The sequence below is a fragment of the Mangrovicoccus sp. HB161399 genome, assembly GCF_013184745.1.
In the GTDB taxonomy this organism is placed as follows: Bacteria; Pseudomonadota; Alphaproteobacteria; order Rhodobacterales; family Rhodobacteraceae; genus Mangrovicoccus.
In genome coordinates this window covers 1-18,639 of sequence record NZ_JAATVU010000063.1, presented here as the reverse complement: position 1 = coordinate 18,639, position 18,639 = coordinate 1, and the positions used below count along the sequence as shown (strand labels likewise).

General features: G+C 70.6%; 15 protein-coding genes and 1 pseudogene. 9 read left to right on the top strand and 7 right to left on the bottom strand.

What is annotated here, in order from left to right; translation table 11 throughout:
• Window positions 1-106 precede the first annotated feature (106 nt).
• On the top strand, window positions 107-802 hold the full coding sequence (locus HCC78_RS24665; RefSeq protein ID WP_172331435.1) for a hypothetical protein: 696 nt from the start codon (window positions 107-109) through the stop codon (window positions 800-802).
• A 78-nt stretch (window positions 803-880) separates the two neighbouring features.
• Window positions 881-2,479 carry a calcium-binding protein gene (locus HCC78_RS24660; RefSeq protein WP_172331434.1) on the top strand — a complete coding sequence of 533 codons (1,599 nt, stop codon included), beginning with the start codon at window positions 881-883 and terminating at the stop codon, window positions 2,477-2,479.
• 819 nt (window positions 2,480-3,298) lie between these two features.
• On the opposite strand, the pseudogene HCC78_RS24655 reads toward HCC78_RS24660, so the two are convergent.
• The 5 genes and pseudogenes from HCC78_RS24655 to HCC78_RS24635 all read right to left on the bottom strand — a co-directional run.
• Window positions 3,299-3,994, bottom strand: a pseudogene (locus HCC78_RS24655) (IS5/IS1182 family transposase); the annotation flags it as partial.
• A gap of 467 nt (window positions 3,995-4,461) precedes the next feature.
• On the bottom strand, window positions 4,462-5,736 hold the full coding sequence (locus HCC78_RS24650; protein ID WP_172331433.1) for an amidohydrolase family protein: 1,275 nt from the start codon (window positions 5,734-5,736) through the stop codon (window positions 4,462-4,464).
• Window position 5,737: 1 nt separating this feature from the next.
• The gene (locus HCC78_RS24645; protein WP_172331432.1) at window positions 5,738-6,913 is read right to left on the bottom strand and encodes an amidohydrolase; all 1,176 of its coding nucleotides are present in this window, start codon (window positions 6,911-6,913) and stop codon (window positions 5,738-5,740) included.
• Entirely contained in the window at window positions 6,906-8,462 is a 1,557-nt protein-coding gene (locus HCC78_RS24640; RefSeq protein ID WP_172331431.1) for an amidohydrolase family protein, read from the bottom strand. The genes HCC78_RS24645 and HCC78_RS24640 overlap by 8 nt, the downstream gene beginning before the upstream one ends.
• Window positions 8,459-9,505 (bottom strand): questin oxidase family protein, encoded by a 1,047-nt coding sequence (locus HCC78_RS24635; RefSeq protein ID WP_216671291.1) that lies wholly within the window; start codon window positions 9,503-9,505, stop codon window positions 8,459-8,461. The genes HCC78_RS24640 and HCC78_RS24635 overlap by 4 nt, the downstream gene beginning before the upstream one ends.
• Before the next feature lie 396 nt (window positions 9,506-9,901).
• Between HCC78_RS24635 and HCC78_RS24630 the strand changes: the two genes are divergently transcribed.
• The 7 genes from HCC78_RS24630 to HCC78_RS24600 all read left to right on the top strand — a co-directional run bounded on the left by HCC78_RS24630 (window position 9,902) and on the right by HCC78_RS24600 (window position 17,156).
• Entirely contained in the window at window positions 9,902-10,708 is an 807-nt protein-coding gene (locus tag HCC78_RS24630) for an ABC transporter ATP-binding protein (RefSeq protein WP_216671290.1), read from the top strand.
• A 55-nt stretch (window positions 10,709-10,763) separates the two neighbouring features.
• A complete protein-coding gene (locus HCC78_RS24625; RefSeq protein ID WP_172331430.1) occupies window positions 10,764-11,780 on the top strand; it encodes an ABC transporter substrate-binding protein in 1,017 nt (338 codons plus the stop codon).
• Window positions 11,781-11,832: 52 nt separating this feature from the next.
• Window positions 11,833-12,630: an ABC transporter permease gene (locus tag HCC78_RS24620; protein WP_172331429.1), complete on the top strand. Its 798-nt coding sequence runs from the start codon at window positions 11,833-11,835 to the stop codon at window positions 12,628-12,630.
• A 20-nt stretch (window positions 12,631-12,650) separates the two neighbouring features.
• Window positions 12,651-13,466 (top strand): ABC transporter permease, encoded by an 816-nt coding sequence (locus HCC78_RS24615; protein WP_172331428.1) that lies wholly within the window; start codon window positions 12,651-12,653, stop codon window positions 13,464-13,466.
• Window positions 13,467-13,489: 23 nt separating this feature from the next.
• Window positions 13,490-14,494 carry an LLM class flavin-dependent oxidoreductase gene (locus HCC78_RS24610; protein ID WP_172331427.1) on the top strand — a complete coding sequence of 335 codons (1,005 nt, stop codon included), beginning with the start codon at window positions 13,490-13,492 and terminating at the stop codon, window positions 14,492-14,494.
• 110 nt (window positions 14,495-14,604) lie between these two features.
• A complete protein-coding gene (locus tag HCC78_RS24605; protein ID WP_172331426.1) occupies window positions 14,605-15,609 on the top strand; it encodes a LysR family transcriptional regulator in 1,005 nt (334 codons plus the stop codon).
• 86 nt (window positions 15,610-15,695) lie between these two features.
• Window positions 15,696-17,156, top strand: a complete 1,461-nt coding sequence (locus tag HCC78_RS24600; RefSeq protein WP_371743927.1) for an NAD(P)-binding domain-containing protein — start codon at window positions 15,696-15,698, stop codon at window positions 17,154-17,156.
• Between the two features lie 821 nt (window positions 17,157-17,977).
• Here the strand turns inward: HCC78_RS24600 and HCC78_RS24595 are convergent.
• Window positions 17,978-18,217, bottom strand: coding sequence for a flavin reductase family protein (locus HCC78_RS24595; RefSeq protein ID WP_172331425.1), 240 nt, complete (start codon window positions 18,215-18,217; stop codon window positions 17,978-17,980).
• A gap of 31 nt (window positions 18,218-18,248) precedes the next feature.
• A partial coding sequence (locus HCC78_RS33265; RefSeq protein WP_216671289.1) for a flavin reductase family protein occupies window positions 18,249-18,639 on the bottom strand: 391 nt, incomplete at its 5' end.

Here is an 18,639-nt window from a genome sequence, read left to right as displayed (position 1 = left end):
GCGCGGAGCTGGCAATGGCCGCCCGGACGCTGCCGTGCCAGGCCGAACGCTGGCTGGCGGACGGCAACCGGCTGCGCGCGGCGCTGTCGCAGCACATGGCCGAAAGGTGCTGCACATCGGCGCGATGGGATGCCTCGTGGATACGCCCGTCCCCGATCTGTTCGGTCATCTCCGCGCGGTCGGCGCCGCCGACCGGATCGAGGCGGCCTCCTGCGGCAAGGAGAGGCCGCTTGCCGGTCGGCAGGAGGACCGGATGGGTCTGCTCATTGCCATCAGCGTGGTGCCGGGCCAGACGATGCGCGCGGTGCCCGAACCGCCCTGCCGGATGGGCATGATCCGCGCGCCGGTTCTGGCGGAGATCGGCGGGTCCGAGATCCCCATATCCTTCGCGCTGCAATGGCCGATCTGCCTGCCCGACAGCACCCTGTCGCGGCAAGCCCGGCTCCGTGCCGCGATCCGCAGGCAGCGGGCGCGGGCCGATGCCGTGGCCACGGGAAATTTGGGGAGAGGATCCGGGAACTGGGGACCCGTCGGCTGCGTGAGCGTCCTGGCGCGGCCCGATGTGCGGAACCGCATTCTCCCGGGCGATCTGGCCTGGGGGCCGCTGATCCAGCGGCGCCTGGCCGAACGGATCTGCGCTCGCGTCTCCGGCATGCGACCATGTCCCCGGGGCGGCGGGGATCGACGGGATGCTGGCGGAGGAGCCCGGCCCGGGCGCGGACAGACACGCCATCCGCAGGCCTCGGCAGGGGCGGTCTGCCCCGGGCCGCGGACCGCTGCGGACAGGCGGAAATTATTTTGAACCGTTCGGCAGGGCCCTCCGACCAAGGGTCATCAGCGCCGCAGTGGTGCTGTCCATTGGCCAACGAGGAGACGTGATATGGCTGGAGAGAACATTGTCGGGACCGTGGACGCAGACGTTCTGGCAGGCAGCCCGGAAGGCGACGTGATCGAGGCGCTGGAAGGCAATGACGTCGTCGCTGGCGGCAGCGGCGCGGATCTGCTGGAGGGCGGCGACGGCGACGACGTCCTGGCCGGCGAAAGCGGCGGCGACACGATCATCGGCGGCAAGGGCAGCGACGTGATGCTGGGCGGTGCAGGTGCGGACACGATGGTCTGGAACAATGGCGACGGCTCCGATGTCATGGAGGGCGGCGAGGGCTTCGACCGCGCGGTGGCAAACGGCTCCGACGGCAGCGGCGATGTCTTCGAGATCCGCAGCACCGACGGCGGGATCGACTTCGAGCGGGTCAATTTCGGCAATTTCTCGCTGGACATCCGCAACACCGAAAAGCTGATCGTCAGCGGCCTGGGCGGCGACGACGTGATCGATGCCAGCGCGCTTGAGGCGGGCTCGATCGAGCTCCGGGCGCTTGGCGGCGCGGGCAGCGACCTGCTGATCGGCGGGGCCGGGGACGACCTTCTGGAAGGCGGCGCCGGGGCCGACACGCTGGAAGGAGAGAAGGGCAACGACACGATGCGCGGCGGCCTGGGCCGGGACGTCATGGAATGGGACAACGGCGACGGGTCCGACGTGATGGACGGCGGCTTCGGCTATGACACCGCCGAGGTCGACGGCGCAGAGACCGCCGGGGACGCCTTCGAGATCCGCAGCGTTGCCGGGGGCGTCGAATTCGAGCGCACCAACCTGGGCAATTTCACGCTGGAGATCTCCAATACCGAGAAGCTGGTGGTCGACGGGCTTGGCGGCGACGACACGATCGATGCCAGCGCGCTTGAGGCTGGCTCGATCGCGCTCAAGGCAGATGGCGGCGACGGCGACGACGTGCTGATCGGCGGGGCCGGGGATGACGTGCTGGAAGGCGGCAAGGGCGACGACGTGCTCGAGGGCGAGAAGGGCAACGACACGATGCGCGGCGGCCTAGGCAACGACATCATGGAATGGGACAACGGCGACGGCTCGGATGTGATGGATGGCGGCTATGGCCATGACACCGCCGAGGTCGACGGCGCAGAGACCGCCGGGGACGCCTTCGAGATCCGCAGCACCGCGGAGGGCGTCGAGTTCGAGCGCACCAACCTGGGCAATTTCACGCTTGAGATCTCCAACACCGAGAAGCTGGTGGTCGACGGGCTCGGGGGCGACGACACGATCGATGCCAGCGCGCTGGAGGCGGGCTCGATCGCGCTCGAGGCCAATGGCGGCACGGGGAACGACGTGCTGATCGGCGGCTGGGGCGCGGACTGGCTCGATGGCGGCGAAGGCAATGATGCCATGACCGGAGGGGCCGGGGCGGATGTCTTCGTCTTCGCCGAGGGCGCCGATGCCGTAACGGATTTCGAGGACGGCACCGATCGCGTCCGCCTCGAGGTCGAAGGGGTCGAAGGCTGGGAGGACGTGGCGGAAGCCGCAGTCCAGCAGGGCAGCGACGTGGTGATCGATTTCGGCGGCGGCAATGTCCTGACCTTCGAGGATCTGCAGCTGGGCGAACTGGACCAGAGCGACTTCCTGTTCTGACCGGCCTTCCGGTCCTGACGGCAGGCGCCCGCCGGGCGGCGGGACGCCTGCCTTTGCTGCGGCGAAGACCGGGGCTGCGCGGCATTGCGGCGGCGCGCGGCCTCCGATTTTTCTGCGGCAGCGTATCCGGGAAAGCGGACTGGCTGCGCGCGGACCCGGGTGCTCATCTGGGAGGGCGGTCGCGGCCGCTGGCCGGCGGGGACGGACATCGCCGGCCCAGGTGCGGATGTTTCCGGCCGAAGCGGCTCCGCGGCCGCGGAGCATGGATCGCGAAGCGTGCCCGCCGCCGTCCTGCCGGAGACCTGGGCGGCGCTGCATTCTACTCTCCATTGCCTGCGTGTTGTCCTGCCAGTATCCGGAGTTGTCGGAGAGCATGCCCGCAGCAATGGCAGCGGTAGATGCGGCGACGGACCCGCCAGTGGTTCGGCGCGCAGACCTTTCCGCCCTTCCCCCGGGTTCTGAGCCGTACGTGCCGCTTGTTTCCGCCGAGACGATACGCATTTGCCGTTTCGCAGCGTGCTTCCGTCTCGCGTCAGGAGTAGACAGCGAAGGAATTGGCCCTTTCAGTCTCGCCCCGTCAGGGCAACCCTGTGCCCGCCGGCGGCCATCGGGCGGGAATGCCGGCTGGGCGCCGTTCTCCGACGCTCCGGAGACATGCCGTCCGGCTCCGGTCTTCCCGGGCAGCGCGAGATCGTGGAGCAATGATCGCGTCATGTCCCGTGCCGGCAGGCGGAGACGCCGTGGTGCGCGACCCGATCGCATGCAGGCCATCGAACGTCGCGGAACGTGCCATCGGCGGCCTGGGGTCAGGATTGATGCCCAGAAGATGCCGGTTGCCGCGAGAGCGATGGCGGAGAGGAAGACCTTGGGACCTCTACCGCAGCGGGTTGCGGCGCGCCTCCGGTCCCTGAGCCTGCCGGACAAGATCTCGATGCGGTTGCGCCGCTTGCACCAGCGCCTGCCGTGGCTGACGGGGATCTTGCGTTGCCTTCGGCCGGGAATGCACGGGGGCACATCCCCTTGTTCTGCAGCGCTTCCCGGAACCAATCGGCATCCTAGCCGCGATCCCCGGGCAGCCATTTGACGTCGGGCAGGCTGCGATCAGCGCTCTTGCTCCGACATGATTGCTCGCCTGTCCGGCGGTGACGAACAGCTCAACCGGCCGCCCCGGGCGGCCACAGATGGCACGGAGCTTGGTGTCCATGCCGCTTCCGGTTCGATCGGTGAGGCGGCCGCGCCCGCCGTGATCTGTGCGAAGATGGCTTTCCCGGTCCAGAGATTCCAGCGACTGCAGGCCGTTTCCGGGGCTTTCGCGTCGCCGCTGGTGCCACGGTCTCCTTCACCTGTGCGGGCCAAGGCCTTCAGGGCATCGCGCCGCCTCACCCCATTGCGGTTGATGAAGGCAATCCCGCTCGGAACCCTCTTGCCATCGACCCGGGGCTTTCCGTGCGGCTTCGGACGGAACGGGTTCAGACGCGCCACCAGCGCGCGGATCAGCCGGAAGAAATCGTTCATGTCGCCGCTGCGTCGCTGGAGGCGCGAAGCATGCGGAACAGCACAAACCAATGAATCCTGACCCCAGGGGATCGTGTTGCCTTTCCGGCGCCGGGCGCAACGCATATCGTCGCGGCGGGAGAGGGAACCGGTGCAGGCCGGAACCGCAGTCGTCCGGTCTCCTCCGTCGCTGCCCCGCGGACCTGGACCGCCGTTACGGCCCGCGACGGCGGGGAATGCCGCGGTCAGGCCGCCCAAGGTGCGGCCGGGCTGTCCCTTTCCGGCGGCATGCGGCTGGCCGCGCGGTGCGCCGTCGGGCTGGCCGCGTCAATCTTGGCCGTGCCGGTCCCGGCCCCGGGGCAAGCTTCCCGCTCCTGCGCGGATGTGATCCCCCGGACCGAGGGCCGGGCCGCCCGATGGGAGAGATTGCCCGTCCCACCAAAGAGCTCCGTGCGGCGAAGCACGGAACCGGCGGCAATCGCCGTGTCCTATTGCCCTGGAGCGCGTCCCCTGCGGGACGGTCCCCGTCCTGTGCTGTCCCAGCCCGTGTCCGGGGGCATCAGAACGGGACGGGGCCTGCGGAAGCTCGGGCATCCGGCCTTCCAGCCGGCCAGGGCGGGTGCCACTTCGCGCAGAGCCGCCTCTGCGTCCGGCGCGTCGAAAAGCACCAGGTCGGCCGGCGCACCGACGGCGATCTCCGCCCGCGCACCCATCGCGGCCGCGGCATCCGCGGCAATCATCCGCCAGATGCGCAGGCATTCCGCCGCGCTCGCCGCCTGGGCGACGGTGGCATAGAGATTGGCCATCCTGACCAGCGATGCATCGCCGAAGGGCGTGAACGGGTTCAGAACGTTGTTCGTCGCCAGCGAAGCCGCCACCCCCGCCATCCGGTGCGCCGGGGCGATCCCGCGCGGCACCAGCCGGTCGGAATCGCGGCCGGTCAGGAAAAGGTCGGTCGCCGGCAGCACGGTGAGCGCGACGCCGGCCTCCGCCAGCGCCTCCGCCACCGCCTCCGCCTGCGCGGGCGCCATGGCGGAGATCTGCGTCACATGGCCGATGGAGACCTGCCCCTGCAGGCCCCGCGCCTTCGTCTCGCGCAGCACATGCGGCAGGTTGGTCCTGCCGGGATCGAGATCGAAATCCAGGTGGAAATCGGCCCGCATCCCGTGCCGCTCCGCGAGATCGAAGATCAGCGCGACATGGCGCGCCGGGTCGGGATCGGTATAGGGGCAGCCGCCGACCATGTCGGCCCCCTCGCGGCAGGCCTCTTCCAGCAGCCCAAGGGTCGCCATCTCCTGCGTCAGGCCCTCCTGCGCGAAGGCGCAGACCTGCAGGTCGAGCGCCCAGGCATAATCCGCCTTGAGCCGCATGACGGCGGCAAAGCTGCGCATGCCCGCGCGCGGATCGACCTCGACGAAGCTGCGCATCCGCTGCGTGCCGTGCGAGATTGCCTTCTCCAGCACGCGCGCGCCGCGCCGGTACACGTCCTCCTCGTCGAAGCCCGTCTTGGCGGCGGCCGTCAGGCGGACGGCCTCTTCCAGCGTTCCCTCGCAGACCTGGCAGCGGCCGAGGATGCAGGCCTTGTCGAGATGGACATGCGCATCGCATAGGCCGGGCGAGAGGAACAGCCCCTGCAGGTCTTCCTCCGGCGCCTCCGCCTCGAGCCTGGGGGCGATGGCGGCAATGCGCCCGTCCTTCAGGCCCAGATCGCGCAGGCCGCCGAACCCGTCGGGCGCCGCGTTGCGCAGGATGAGGTCGAACATGTCAGCTCTCCAGCTTGCCGTCGCGCGCGATGATCCGCCCGCGCTTGATCACCATGCGGCGCGGCGGGGCGGAGACCAACGCCTCGGCCGCCGAACCTGCCGCAACCAGCACCATGTCGGCCGCTCCGCCCGGCGCGATCCTGCCGCCGTCCGATCCGCACAGCGCCGCGCCGTGCGAGGTCGCGAGCGCGAGCGCGAGCTCCAGCTCCTCCGGCGCGCAGAGACCCTGCATGTAGGCGATCATCCCGGCACGCTGCAGCATGTCGCCATTGCCGTGCGGGCTCCAGAGATCGCGGATGTTGTCCGAACCGGCGGCCACCAGGACGCCCGCGGCCTGCAGCGCCGCGACCGGGGGCATGGCGACGGCGCGGGGCGGGCCGTTGGTGACGATGGCCACGCCCGCCCGTGCCAGCGCGTCGACCGCCGGCCCGGCCGCCGGATGCCCCAGCGCGAAGGCGTGGCTGACGGCGACCCGGCCCTGCATCGCGGCAGCCCCGGTGCGCCGGGCGATGTCGGCAAGCGCGCCAAGTCCCGCGGCGCCAGGCTCGTGCAGGTGGATGTCGATGCCCTTGCCATGGCGTTCCGCCAGTCCGAAGACGATGTCCAGATGCCCGGCGGCATCGCCGTCGATCGCCGAGGGATCGAGCCCGCCCACCAGGTCCGCGCCCTCGCGGAGCGCGGCATCCAGCAGCTCCGCCGTGCCGGGGTCGCGCAGGATGCCGCTCTGCGGGAAGGCGACGATCTGGATGTCGACGAGGTCCCGCACCGCCTCGCGCAGCCGCAGCAGGTCAAAGAGCCCGGACAGGCCGGATTGCGTGTCGATGTCGACATGGCTGCGGACCTGCGTGGTGCCGAGCGCGGCGACGTGCCGTGCCAGCGCCAGGCCGCGGCCGAAGACCGGCGGCAGGGAGGGGCGGCGGCTGCGTTCGAAGGCGATGCGCTCCGCGACGGTGCCGCCGCGTGCATGCGCCTCGAAGGGCAGGCCCCAGAGCGTCTTGTCGAGATGGATGTGCGCGTCGGCGAGGCCCGGCAGCGCGGCCATGCCGGTGCAGTCCTCGGCCGGGCCCGCCGCGGTGCCGGGCGCGGCGAGCTGCGCGATCCGCCCGTCCGCGATCACGATGTCGGCCGCCGTGCCGTCGGGCAGGACGGCGCCGGAGAGGACCAGCCGCTCAGCCATGGTCCATCGCGTTGTAGCGGTAGGGGCGGTGCGCCTCGTGCGGGGAGCTGCGCCTCTGGAACCCGGCCAGCACCGGCATGGTCGCCTCCACCATCCTCCGCGCCTCGGTCTCGCCGGCCGTTTCCGGCGCGGCGAGCCGGTCGCCGATCTCGGCCAGCACCGCGCCGCGGTCGATCGACGTCACGCGGCCGCCCTCGACCACCCGGCGTCCCTCGACGAAGACGCTGTCCACGGCGTCCCGTGCCGCGCGGTGCAGCACCGTCTCGGCCACCGGCGTGTGCGGCGAGACGAAGGGGCGTTCCACCCTGGCGCGGTCGAGCAGCAGGATGTCGGCGCGCCGCCCCGGCTCCAGCCGGCCGACCTCGGTGCCGAACCCGGCGGAGCGCGCGCCATGCTCCGTCGCCATGGCAATCACGGCGGCCGCATCGGGACGGTCGTTCCACAGCCCGGTCTCGCGGTGCAGCGCCCAGGCCAGCTTCATCTCCAGCAGCATGTCGCGGTCGTCGGCGATGTTCGACTGGTCGATGCCGAGCGCCACCGGAATTCCCCTGCGGCGCATCTCGTTGACCGGCGCGATGCCCGATCCCAGCCGCAGCCCGGAAGAGGCATTGTGGCAGATCATGCAGCCGCAGTCGGCCAGGAGGTCGAGATCGCCGCGGCTGGTCCAGTTGCCGTGGCCCAGCGTCAGCTCCGGACCGAGGCAGCCCAGCCGGTGGAGGTGCTCCACCGCCGAACAGCCGAAGGTGCGCTGCGCGAAGGCGGCCTGGCGCTCGGTCTCGACCAGGTGCATGTGGAGGTTGGCGCCCGCCGCGCGTGCCGTCGAAACGATCTCCTGCAGCGCGCCATCCGAGCACCAGTGCAGGTTCGCCGGCGCCAGGTGCATCCGCACCATGCCGGGGGCCTTCGCCGCCCAGTCCGCCTGCATCCGACGGAAGAAGTCCATGTAGTCGCCGATCGGCGTCGCCGCCGCCGAGAGCCGCGGCCGCCACCATTCCGCCATCTCGGCGGGAAGCGCGGCGAGCACGTCCTCGTCGGGGTCGTAGCTCAGCACGTTGCGGTCGCGGATCATGAAGGAGAAGCCCGCGCGCATCCCGGTCTCGCCATAGGCGCCCAGCACCGCATCGGCCCCGGCCTTCCAGTCCTCCGGCGAGCCCGCAAGCCCGGAATGGATGTGATGCACGGTGGTCGTGCCGCTTTCCAGCATCTCGATGGCGGAATAGAGCGTGTCGAGCCGCGGCCCGATCTGGCGGATCAGGCGGAAGCGCGGCAGCCACAGTTCCAGCGGCGCGAAGGGAACGCCGCCCATCAGCGGGGTGATCCCGAAATGGTGATGCGCATTCACCAGGCCCGGCATGGCGATCATCCCGGGGCCTCCGAAGCGCGGAAGATGGCCATTGCCGAAGGCCACGGCCTCCGGCGCGCCGATATGGGCGATCCGGCCCTCGTGCACCCGGATCATCGCGTCATGGCGCAGCTGCATCCGTCCCGCGCCGTCCAGCCCGCAGAGCACCACGCCCGCCTCGATCAGGAAATCGGAAGGATGCGTCATGTCCGGTAGTCCCGGATCAGGCCCAGCCGCCGCGCGACCGAGACCCGGTAGAGCGGGTCGGGGCGGATCCTGTCCTCTTCGGAGGCGGAGAAGGCGACGGAGATGTCGTGCTCGTCATCCGACAGCCGCGCGGCCGCGAAGATCGCGGGCCAGTCCGGCGCTTCGGCCATGCGCCAGCGCTCCAGCCGGGCGGCGGAGGGCAGGGCGGGAAAGCCCATCTCGCCCGAGAGCGCGGCGATGCACTGCCAGAAGCTGCGCAGCATCGTCTCCTGCGTGTCCGCGCTGCAGCAGGGAAGCACGATCCGCAGCCAGTGGCACCCCGTCACCGCGTGGAGGGCCGAAAAGTCCTGGGTCGCGGCGAAGAGCGCGATCGAGGCCGCAGCCATGCGGTCCAGCGTGTCCGGCCCGATCTCCAGCCAGTCGACGACCGGCGCGAACCCTGCGCAGCGCCCGCTTTCGGCCATGTTCTGCCACAGCAGGCCATGCAGGGGCAGCGCGCGCAGCGCGTCGATCCGGCCCGCGCGCGCCAGGACCTCCGCGGGGTCGGCCGTCACCGGCGCGGCGCCGGTTGCGGGCGGCAGCGCCAGGTGGGACCAGTGCCAATAGGCCAGCGCGATCGCGATTTCCTGCGGGTCTTCGCGCAGGATGCCGTAGGCGGTCCGCATGAGCGCGTGCAGCGCGCTGGCGCCGACGCCCGAGGCAAGGCCCGGCAGGTGCACGGCGAGCGCCTCCCGCCAGCCCAGCCTGTCCACCTCCGCGGCGAAATAGCGGCGCAGGTCGTCCTCGCGCTCCCGCGCGCCCAGAAGGGCGGGAAGGTCGGCGGCGGTCAGGGGGGCGGTCCCGGGCTGCACCGGCAGAAGGACCTTGTAGGCCTCGTAGCTGCGGAAGAAATCGTGCAGCCGGTCCGCGCCGCCGCCGATCCTGTCGAGCGCGACGAGAACCATGGGGGCATGGTTGGCGAAGGTCTCGGCGAATTCTGTGCTGTACGCGGGCATCGCGGCCATGATGCCGTCGACGTCCTGCTGCGGTGCGGGCCTGTCCATCGGAACTCCTTCACTCTGCCCGGCGGCTGCCGGCACGGCGATGATAGGAAGGCCGCACGGCTTGTACAGTCGCGCCACTGCGCCGCGGGGCAAAGGCGGTTTTCCGAAAGATGCCGGTAAGATACAGTTATTTCAGAAGAATTTTTAAACGTTGCCGGTTCGGCAACGCAATCGGCAAAAAATTCAACCATTGCGGCGCTTGCTCGGCGGCGCCTGCCGACACCCGTTGCCGAAGCGGCAACGCATCGTCCGGGATATGCGTCTTCCCAAACTCGCGCGGCCGGTGCCACCTTCGGAACCGGAAGGCGGAGCGGACCGGAGCCCCGCCCGACGTCAGGGAGGTCGAGGGACCGGCACAGGACTGCCGGTTGGGGTGCAGCCCCGGAAAGGACACGCATGGATGGCAGCCTGCCGGACCCGGACGGGATGACAGCGGAGACGGCGGCCGGAGGGCTCGTTGCCCGCGACGTCGGCATGGTCTACCGCCGCGGACGCGAGGTGACCGAGGCGCTGACCGGCTGCTCGCTGGAGGTGCCGCGCGGCTCCTGGGCCTCGCTGATCGGGCCGTCGGGCTGCGGCAAGTCCACCTTGCTGCGCATCTTCGCCGATCTGGTGCATCCGACCTCGGGCAGGGCGACGCTGCACGGCACGACGCCTGCGGATGCGCGCGCCAACCGGGTCTTCGCTCTGGTCTCCCAGCAATCGACCATGCTGCCCTGGCGCCGCATCCTGGAGAATGTCGAGCTCGGCCTGCAGGTCGCCCGGGTCTCGCCGCGCGAACGCCGCCGGACCGCGGAGGAGATGATCGAGCTGGTCGGGCTCAAGGGGTTCGAGCGGGCCTATCCGGCGGAACTGTCGGGCGGCATGCGCCAGCGCGCGGCGATCGCGCGGGCGCTGACGCTGAGGCCGCGCTTCCTGCTGATGGACGAACCCTTCGGCGCGCTCGACGAGATTACCCGCGAGAAGCTGAATTTCGAGCTGCTGCGCATCCTGCAGGAAACCGGCGCGACGCTCCTCTTGGTCACCCATTCGATTTCCGAGGCGATCATCCTGTCCGACGAGGTCGCGGTGATGAGCGCCCGTCCCGGCCGCATCACGAAGCGCGTGCCGATCGGCTTCGGCCGCGACCGCGACCGGTCCCTGCGCGACGATCCGCGCTTTGCCGCCTACGAGGCCGAGCTGCGCCATGCGCTGCACGGCTGAACCTCCCCCGCCTTGCCAACCCGGGCCGAGCCCGACCAGACCGGAGACCCCGACCTTGCCCTTCTCCCCGATCGCCGCGGCCCGCCGCGCCAGCCTTGCCGCCCTGGCCATCTCCGCCGCCTCCATGGCCCCGGCCCAGGATCTGACGCCGATCACCGTCGTGCTGAGCTACATCCCCAATGTCGAGAATTTCGGCGCGCTCTATGCCAAGGAGGAGGGCCTGTTCGAGGAGGCCGGCCTCGATGTCACGCTGATCCCCGGGGGCAACGGGGTCGACGGGGTGCAGATGGTCTCGGCCAATGTCGCGCAGCTGGCGATGACCGGCGCCGACAGCGTGGTCGCCGCGGTCGACAAGGGCGCGCCGCTGAAGGTCATCGCCGGGCAGTTCCAGACCTCGCCGGTGGCCATGACCTGCCGCAAGGACAGCGGCATCACCGCGCCGGACCAGCTTGTCGGCAAGCGGCTGGGGGTCAAGCAGTCCGCCCAGGTCTATGCCGAGACCTTTCTCGGCAAGAACGGCGTCACGCTCGACCAGGTCGACACCACCTCTATCGGCAACAGCGACATCTCCCTGCTGATCGCCGGGCGCATCGACTGCATGATCACCACCTTCGCCTTCAACGAGCCGCGGCTGATCGAGCAGGCCGGGGTGGAGGTCAACGTCCTGCCGCTGGGCGATTTCGGGATGAACTCGCAATCCGGTTCCTGGATCGTCACCGACGAGTACCTGTCCGACCCGGCGAACAAGGAAACCCTCGCAGCCTACATGTCGGCGGAGGCCAAGGCCTGGGACATCTATTTCGCCGATCCCGAAGCGGCGGCGAAATACATCGTCGACCACAAGTTCAATGACGGGCTCAACCTCGAGCAGCAGACCTACCAGGCCGTCCACCAGGCCGATTACATGAAGTCGGACATGACCGCCGAGCACGGCATCCTGTGGCTGGAGCCCGATGTCTGGGCCGAGACGGCGCAGAACGCCTTCGAGGCCGGTGCCGCGGCCTCGGTGATCGACCCGGCGAGCTTCACCACCACCGAGATCCTCGAGATGGCCGTCCTGCCGAAGCACTGATGCCCGCCTCCGGCGCTTCCGGCGCCGGAGCCCCTGCCGACCGGAGCCTGCCATGATCCAGCCCCTCCCGCGCCTGCCATCCGCCGTTCCCGGCGTCCTCGGCGCCGTCCTGCCGCCGGTCCTGCTGATCGCCGGACTGGTCGCGCTCTGGTCGGCCGGCGCGGCGCAGGGCTGGATCCCGTCCTTCATCCTGCCGGCGCCCGGACTGGTCGCGGCGCAGTTCACCGGCAATTCCGAAGTGCTGCTGCGCCATGCCGGGGCGACCACGCTGGAGGCGCTGTCGGGCTTCGCCATCGGCAACATCGTCGCCGTCGCGATGGCGATGCTGCTCTCCTCGGTCACGGTGCTGCGCGAGGCGCTCTATCCCTATGCGCTGGTCAGCCGGGCGATTCCCATCGTCGTCTTCACGCCGCTGGTGGTGGTGATGCTCGGGCGCGGCCTGCCGCCGATCATCGCCATCGTCTCCTTCTCGGTCTATTTCCCGACCTTCCTCAACATGATGCGCGGGCTGGCCTCGCCCTCGGACGACCATCTGGAGCTGATGCACAGCCTGCATGCCTCGCGCTGGCAGCGGCTCTGCATGGTCGAGTTCCCGGCGGCCATGCCCTATCTCTTTGCCGCGCTGAAGGTCTCGGCCTCCTCGGCCTTCATCGCCGCGCTGGTGACCGAATGGATCGGGGCGAATACCGGGCTGGGCTATCTCGTCGTGGTCTCGGGCCAGTATTTCCAGCTTCCCCAGCTTTGGGCGGCGATTTTCACCTCCGCCGGGCTGACCCTGTCGCTTCTGGGACTCGTGCATCTCGCCGAGCACCTGCTGCACCGCTACACCGCCGCCGCGCCCGACCTTTGACCCTGCCCGAGGACGTGCCCTTGACCGCCCAGCCCGACATCCTTCCCGCCATGGCCCGCGATGCGGCGGCATTGCCGCCGATCCCCTGGCACCGCCTCCGCCGCATCGCGCTGCCGCTGGCGGTGCTGTTCGTGGCGCTCGGCCTCTGGCAATGGATCACTGCTTCCGGGCGCGTCTCGCCGCTGATCCTGGCCTCGCCGCTGGCCATCGCCGAGGCCTTCGGCCGCTCGGGCGCCGAGATCCTGGCGCATATGGGGGTGACGCTCGGCCAGGCTATGGCGGGCTTCGCCATCGGCAACGCGCTGGGGCTGCTCGTCGCCATCATCTTCGTCCATTCCGCACCGATCCGGCGCGCGGTCTATCCGGTTGCCATCGGCGCCGAGGCCGTGCCGGTCGTCGCGGTCCTGCCGGTGCTGATCCTGTGGCTCGGCAACGGCATGGCGCCGAAGATCGTCATCACCGCCTTCCTCACCTTCTTCCCGATGCTGGTGAACGCCCTGCGCGGGCTGCGCAGCGCCGATGCGGAGGTCAAGGAACTGATGCACACGCTGTCGGCCGATGCGCGCCAGACGCTCTGGCTGGTGCGGCTGCCGGCATCGGTGCCGTTCCTCTTCAACGCGCTCAAGCTGTCGGCCTGCGCCTGCATCGTCTCCTCCATCGTCGCCGAATGGCTCGCCGCCGAGCGCGGGCTCGGCCACCTGATCGTCGTCTACGGCGCGCGCTACCAGACCGCCGAGGTCTGGGCGACGGCGCTTGCCGCCACGGCGGCGAGCCTGGCCGTCTACGGGCTGGTGACGCTGGCCGAGCGCCTGGCCATGCCCTGGAAGACCCGCTGATCCCTGCCGGAAAGGACCGCGCAATGACACCGAGATTTGGCCTGATGGACCAGGGCTGGGCCGCGCCCGGCACCACCGATGCCGAGATGGCCGAGCACTCGCTGGCGCTGATCCGGCTGGCGGACGAAATGGGCTTCGACAGCTGCTGGCTGGGCGAGCATCACCGCCGCGACGACGCGGCCGCCTTCTACGGCCGTTTCCCGGTGCCCGAGATCCTGCTGGCCAAGGCCGCGGGGCTGACCCGCCGCGTGCGGCTGGGGACCGGGGTCAAGGTGCTGTCGCATGTCAGCCCGCAGCGCGCCGCCGAGGAAATGGCGATGCTGTCGCTGGTCTCTGGCGGGCGGGTCGATTTCGGCATCGGGCTGGGCTCGGGCGCGCAGAACGCGATCCCCGACCGTGCCGCCAAGATCGCCCGCTTCGCCGAGCTTCTCGACGGGCTTCTCGCCGAATTCGCAGGCCTGACCGAAACGCCGCTTTCGCCCGCGCCAGGGGTCGATCTGGTGCCGCGGCTCTGGGCGGCAGGGCGCGACGAAGGCACGATCGCCATGCTGGCGGCGCGCGGCATCAACCTGGTCGTCGGCCAGGCCGAGACCGGATCGGTGCAGGCCGGGTATGTCCGCCGCTACCGCCGGAGCGGGGGCAGGGGCCTGTGCCGAGGCGTGCGGCTGGTCTTCGTCGCCCCGACCGATGCCGAAGCGCTGGCCGACAGCGCGGCCGCCGCCGATCTCTACTTCTCGATGATGTCGAAGGGGGCCTATACCCGCGAGGCGATCGCGAAGGGCATATTCCCCGAGGTGCCGCGCAACCGGGCCGAGCAGCTGGACATGGTCAACGTGATCGCCGGCTCTCCCGAGACGGTTGCCGGAAAGCTCAACGCCTATATCGCCGAGACGGGAATCGACCAGCTCGACGCGATGGTCCAGATTCCGCATGTCTCCCTCGGCCATGCCGAACGGACCCTCCGGCTGCTGGCGTCCGAAGTTCGCCCCCGGCTCAAATTTCCCGCAACGGAACCGGCAACGACCTGACCTTGGGCGTTGCCGCTCCGGCAGCGGCTGCCGGGGACAGCGCGGACCGGCAAAGCGGGGGAACTTGCGGCAGGCTGGAGGGGTAACGCGTTGCAGCCAGGAGTTCCCCGGTGTCCCGATCCTTTGTCCATGTCCATCTTGCCGCCCTGCGCTATTTCGCCGAAACCGCCCGTGCGGGGTCGATGCGGCAGGCAGCCGAGCGGCTCAGCGTGGCGGCCTCGGCCGTCAACCGCCAGATCATCAAGCTGGAGGACCAGCTGCAGGCCAAGCTATTCGAGCGGCGCGCCGAGGGGGTCCGGCTGACCGCGGCGGGCGAGGTGCTCTACGGCTATGCGATGAAGCTCGACCAGGATCTGGAGCGCGCCATCGGCCATATCGACGACCTGCGGGGGCTGCGCCGCGGCCATGTCCGGCTGGCCTGCGAGGACGGGCTGGGCCGCGATTTCCTGCCGCCGGTGCTTGCCGCCTACCACGCCGCCTATCCGGGCGTGACCTTCAGCGTCGAGATCGCCGGGGCGAAGGACATCATGGAGATGGTGGCCGCGGAAGCGGTCGATATCGGCATCGCCATGTCGCCGCCGGTGCGCGGGGACCTGACCATCGCCGCCATTTCCGAGATCCCGCTCGGCGTGATCTGTCCGCCCGGCTCGCACCTGGCGCGTCGCGGCGCGCTGAAGCTGACGGACCTGATCGGCGAGCCGCTGGTCAATACCCGCAAGGGAACGGGGGGCGGCACCGGCTGGCGCGACTATCTGGAGGCCAGCGACCCGCGCACGCGCGCCTTCGACACCAACGCGCCTGATTTCGTCACCAATCTCGTGCGGGCGGGACTGGGCGTCGGCGTGCGCACGCCCGTCGGCGTCATGGCGGAGATCGCCGCGGGCACCTTGGCCTTCGTGCCGATCGAGGACCGGCTGGCGCCGCCGCCCTCGCTGACCGTCTACGTCCAGCCGATGCGCACGCTGCCGGGTGCGGGCGCCATGCTGCTCGAGCGCCTGAAGGAGGCGCTTCCGGGCTTCCGGGCGGAGGTCGGACAGCTGGTCCGCAGCCGGGCCGCGGTGCCGGACGCCGTTCCGGCGGAAACGGGCGTTGCGGCTGCGGCAACGCTTCCCTGAGGATTCGGCGTTTGGCGGCGGGCGCCCGCGCGCGGCAAGATCGCGGGGGCGCCGCCATCCCGCAGCCCCCGCCAAGGAGACTGCCCGTGAACATTGCCGTGCCCGCGCCCGGCCAGGCCGAGTCCGCGCTCGACGCGCTGACCCGCCGGGCCCGCGAAGACCTTGCCATGCTGAGCTTCGCCACCAAGCCCTGGGTCATTCCGGCCGAGCACGCGGGGCGGCGGATTCCGGACGTGGCCATCGTCGGCGCGGGACAGTCCGGGCTGGTGCTCGGCCACGAGCTGAAGCGCCGCGGCGTGGACAACATCCTGCTTCTCGACCGCGCGCCGGAAGGCCGCGAAGGCGTCTGGGACAGCTTCGCCCGCAACTACGAGATCCGCTCGCCCAAGGAGGTCATGGGCGCCGATCTGAATATCCCGTCGCTGACCATCCAGAGCTTCTTCACCGCCTGCCACGGCCGCGCCGCCTGGGACGCGCTGAAGCGCGTGCCGCGGACCGACTGGATGGCCTATCTGCGCTGGTACCGCAGCATCGCGGACCTGCCGGTCCGCAACGGCGCGGAGGTGGCCGACATCGATTTCGACGCGGCCGGGGTGAGCCTGTCGCTGGCCGGAGGCGGCACGATCCGCGCCCGCCATGCGGTGCTGGCCACGGGCATGGATGGCGGCGGCGCCTGGGCCGTGCCGGAGGTGATTGCCGCGGGGCTCCCTCCGGAGCGCTACAGCCATTCCTCGGACGGGGTGGATGCCGCACAGTTCGCCGGTCGCGACATCGCCATCCTCGGCGCGGGGGCAGCGGCCTTCGACATGGCGGTGACGGCCCTCGATGCCGGGGCGCGGCAGGTCGAAATGTTCATGCGCCGCCGGGATCTGCCGATGAAGGACGTCGCCCGCGAATTCGAGACCGGCGGCCACCTTAACCATTCGCACGAGCTGTCGGACCTGACCAAGTGGAACCTCGCGCGATTCATGAGCGGGCTCAGCCAGTCTCCGGCGGAGCATCATTTCTTCCGCGCCTGCAGCTTCCCCAATTTCCGGATCCTGCCGGGCGCGCCCTGGGAGACGGTCGGGATGGACGGCGGGCGGATCGTCATCGGGACGCCCCGCGGCCGGTTCGAGGCGGATCACGCCATTGCCGCCACGGGCACTCTGGTCGACATGTCCCGGCGCCCCGAACTGGCCCGGATCGCGCGCGGCGCGGCGCTCTGGCGCGACCGCTTCCAGCCGCCCGCCGACGATCCGGCACCGGGGCGGCTGCTGTTTCCCTATCTCGACCGCGACTACCGCTTCACCGAACGCGTGCCTGGAGCCGCGCCGGGCATCGGGCGGATCGTGGCTTTCAACGCGCTGGCCAGCCTGTCGATGGGCGGCATGTCGGCGGTGTCGATCTCGTCGCACCGCTTCGGCGTGCCGCGGGTGGCGGATGGCCTGACCCGTGCGCTCTTCGCCGAGCAGGAGGACCGGCTTATCCCCATGCTGGAAGCCCATGACAGGGAGGCGTTCGAGCTTCCCGCGGACATCCGGGCAATGCTGGACCGGCCCGGCTGACGGAGGCAGGCGGCTGCCAAGTCCATGGCGGCAGTCAGGGGGACTGCGCCCGGTGTGTCCGGCCCGGCAGTTGATGCGTGCCGTTCATGCCCGCCGGACCGGAAGACGCGGCGCGGATCCGTGCGTGCCTGGTCTCCCGGCGGTCGCATGCCCGCGGCGGGCTTGCCGGCCTGGACATGGCAATCGTGAATTGGACCGGTCGGCGCATGGGCCGCCGGGGGCGCGCCGCGATGGCCGCAAGCGGAGGAGGGAAAGGTGCGGCCGCCCGGAACTTGGCCGGGCGGGCACGGCACTGTCGTGAGGGACACCGCCCCATGCCGGGCGGGGAGGCCGGAGACTGGCTGCGCCGGAGACGGACCGACCGGCCGCGGCAAGAACGGCAAGCCCCCGGAGTTCCCGGCCGTTCCGGACTGGCATGGCCGCAGGATCGGGTCCGTCTCCATGGGGACCCGGGCAATGAACGGCCCGGTCGGCGGGACGCCTTGCAGGGTCTGCCGGCCGGGGCCGCCAAGATTGGAGACTTGCGGGGCGGAAGGCCTGCATCTCCGCCAGGATGCTCCGCGGGATGCCCGTCCGGCACGACGGGCGCAGGTGCAGGCGCCGACCGGTTGTTGGGCTGGCGGCTCGCGGCCCAGCGACTGCCGTCTTGCCCACAGCAGCCAATTCCCGGCCAGGAGGCTGGAGCCGCGGTCTGCCGGATCGGGGCCGTTTCTCCGGACCGTTCCCGGGCTCACTTGGCCGGCCGCTTGCCTGCGGACGGTCTTGGCCGCCAGCGGCGCGGCATGGGGTTCCCCAGCCGGTGCCGCCGAAGCCTGCCTGCGTCACGCGGAGAGGTCGGGCGGGAAGCTGAAGGTCCCCGAGGTGTAGACGAGGCCGCGCGCGCTTCCGTCCTGCCGGAGGGCGGCCATGCGGCCGATCAGGATCGCATGGGTCGGCGAGTCGCGCTCGCAGTCGGTACGCAAGTCGAAGGCCGACAGCGCGTCCTCCAGAACCGGCGCGCTGGCCGCGAGCCGGGTCCAGGCGCCCCCGGCGAAGCGTTCCGCCCCGTAGAGCTTGGCCATCCCGGCAAAGCGAGGCGACGGCGATCTGGGCCTAGGTCAGGAAATTGGCGGAAAAGCAGCCATTGGCGCGGATCGGCTCCGGCACGGGGCTGCGGCGGTTGATGCAGGCCGGTATCATCGGCGGCGCGTCGGAGAGCGAGCAGATGGCAGACGTGGTCAGGCCCATCCGGGCGTCGCCCTCGCCCGTGGCGATGACGGTCACCGCGGTGGCCGGAAGGCGGCCTTGTTGCGCAAATCCGGGGGGATTCACGGCGCGAATCCAGCATGATAGCTGGCGGCCCTGAGCGGACCTCCGAAGACGGCGTACAAGACCGCCAACTGGCACTGCTAGCGAGCGGTGACGCGCCACCGGTCCGAGCGCGACGGCGAGCGGGGCGCTGAGGCAGCGCGGATCGCTGGCCGTCCGGTTCGATCCCGCGATG

Excerpts from the sequence above, each read along its gene's own strand:
- HCC78_RS24660 (WP_172331434.1), top strand. The coding sequence starts at position 881 with ATGGCTGGAGAGAACATTGTCGGGACCGTGGACGCAGACGTTCTGGCA.
- HCC78_RS24650 (WP_172331433.1), bottom strand. The coding sequence starts at position 5,736 with ATGTTCGACCTCATCCTGCGCAACGCGGCGCCCGACGGGTTCGGCGGC.
- HCC78_RS24645 (WP_172331432.1), bottom strand. The coding sequence starts at position 6,913 with ATGGCTGAGCGGCTGGTCCTCTCCGGCGCCGTCCTGCCCGACGGCACG.
- HCC78_RS24640 (WP_172331431.1), bottom strand. The coding sequence starts at position 8,462 with ATGACGCATCCTTCCGATTTCCTGATCGAGGCGGGCGTGGTGCTCTGC.
- HCC78_RS24635 (WP_216671291.1), bottom strand. The coding sequence starts at position 9,505 with ATGGACAGGCCCGCACCGCAGCAGGACGTCGACGGCATCATGGCCGCG.
- HCC78_RS24630 (WP_216671290.1), top strand. The coding sequence starts at position 9,902 with ATGGATGGCAGCCTGCCGGACCCGGACGGGATGACAGCGGAGACGGCG.
- HCC78_RS24620 (WP_172331429.1), top strand. The coding sequence starts at position 11,833 with ATGATCCAGCCCCTCCCGCGCCTGCCATCCGCCGTTCCCGGCGTCCTC.
- HCC78_RS24610 (WP_172331427.1), top strand. The coding sequence starts at position 13,490 with ATGACACCGAGATTTGGCCTGATGGACCAGGGCTGGGCCGCGCCCGGC.
- HCC78_RS24595 (WP_172331425.1), bottom strand. The coding sequence starts at position 18,217 with ATGGCCAAGCTCTACGGGGCGGAACGCTTCGCCGGGGGCGCCTGGACC.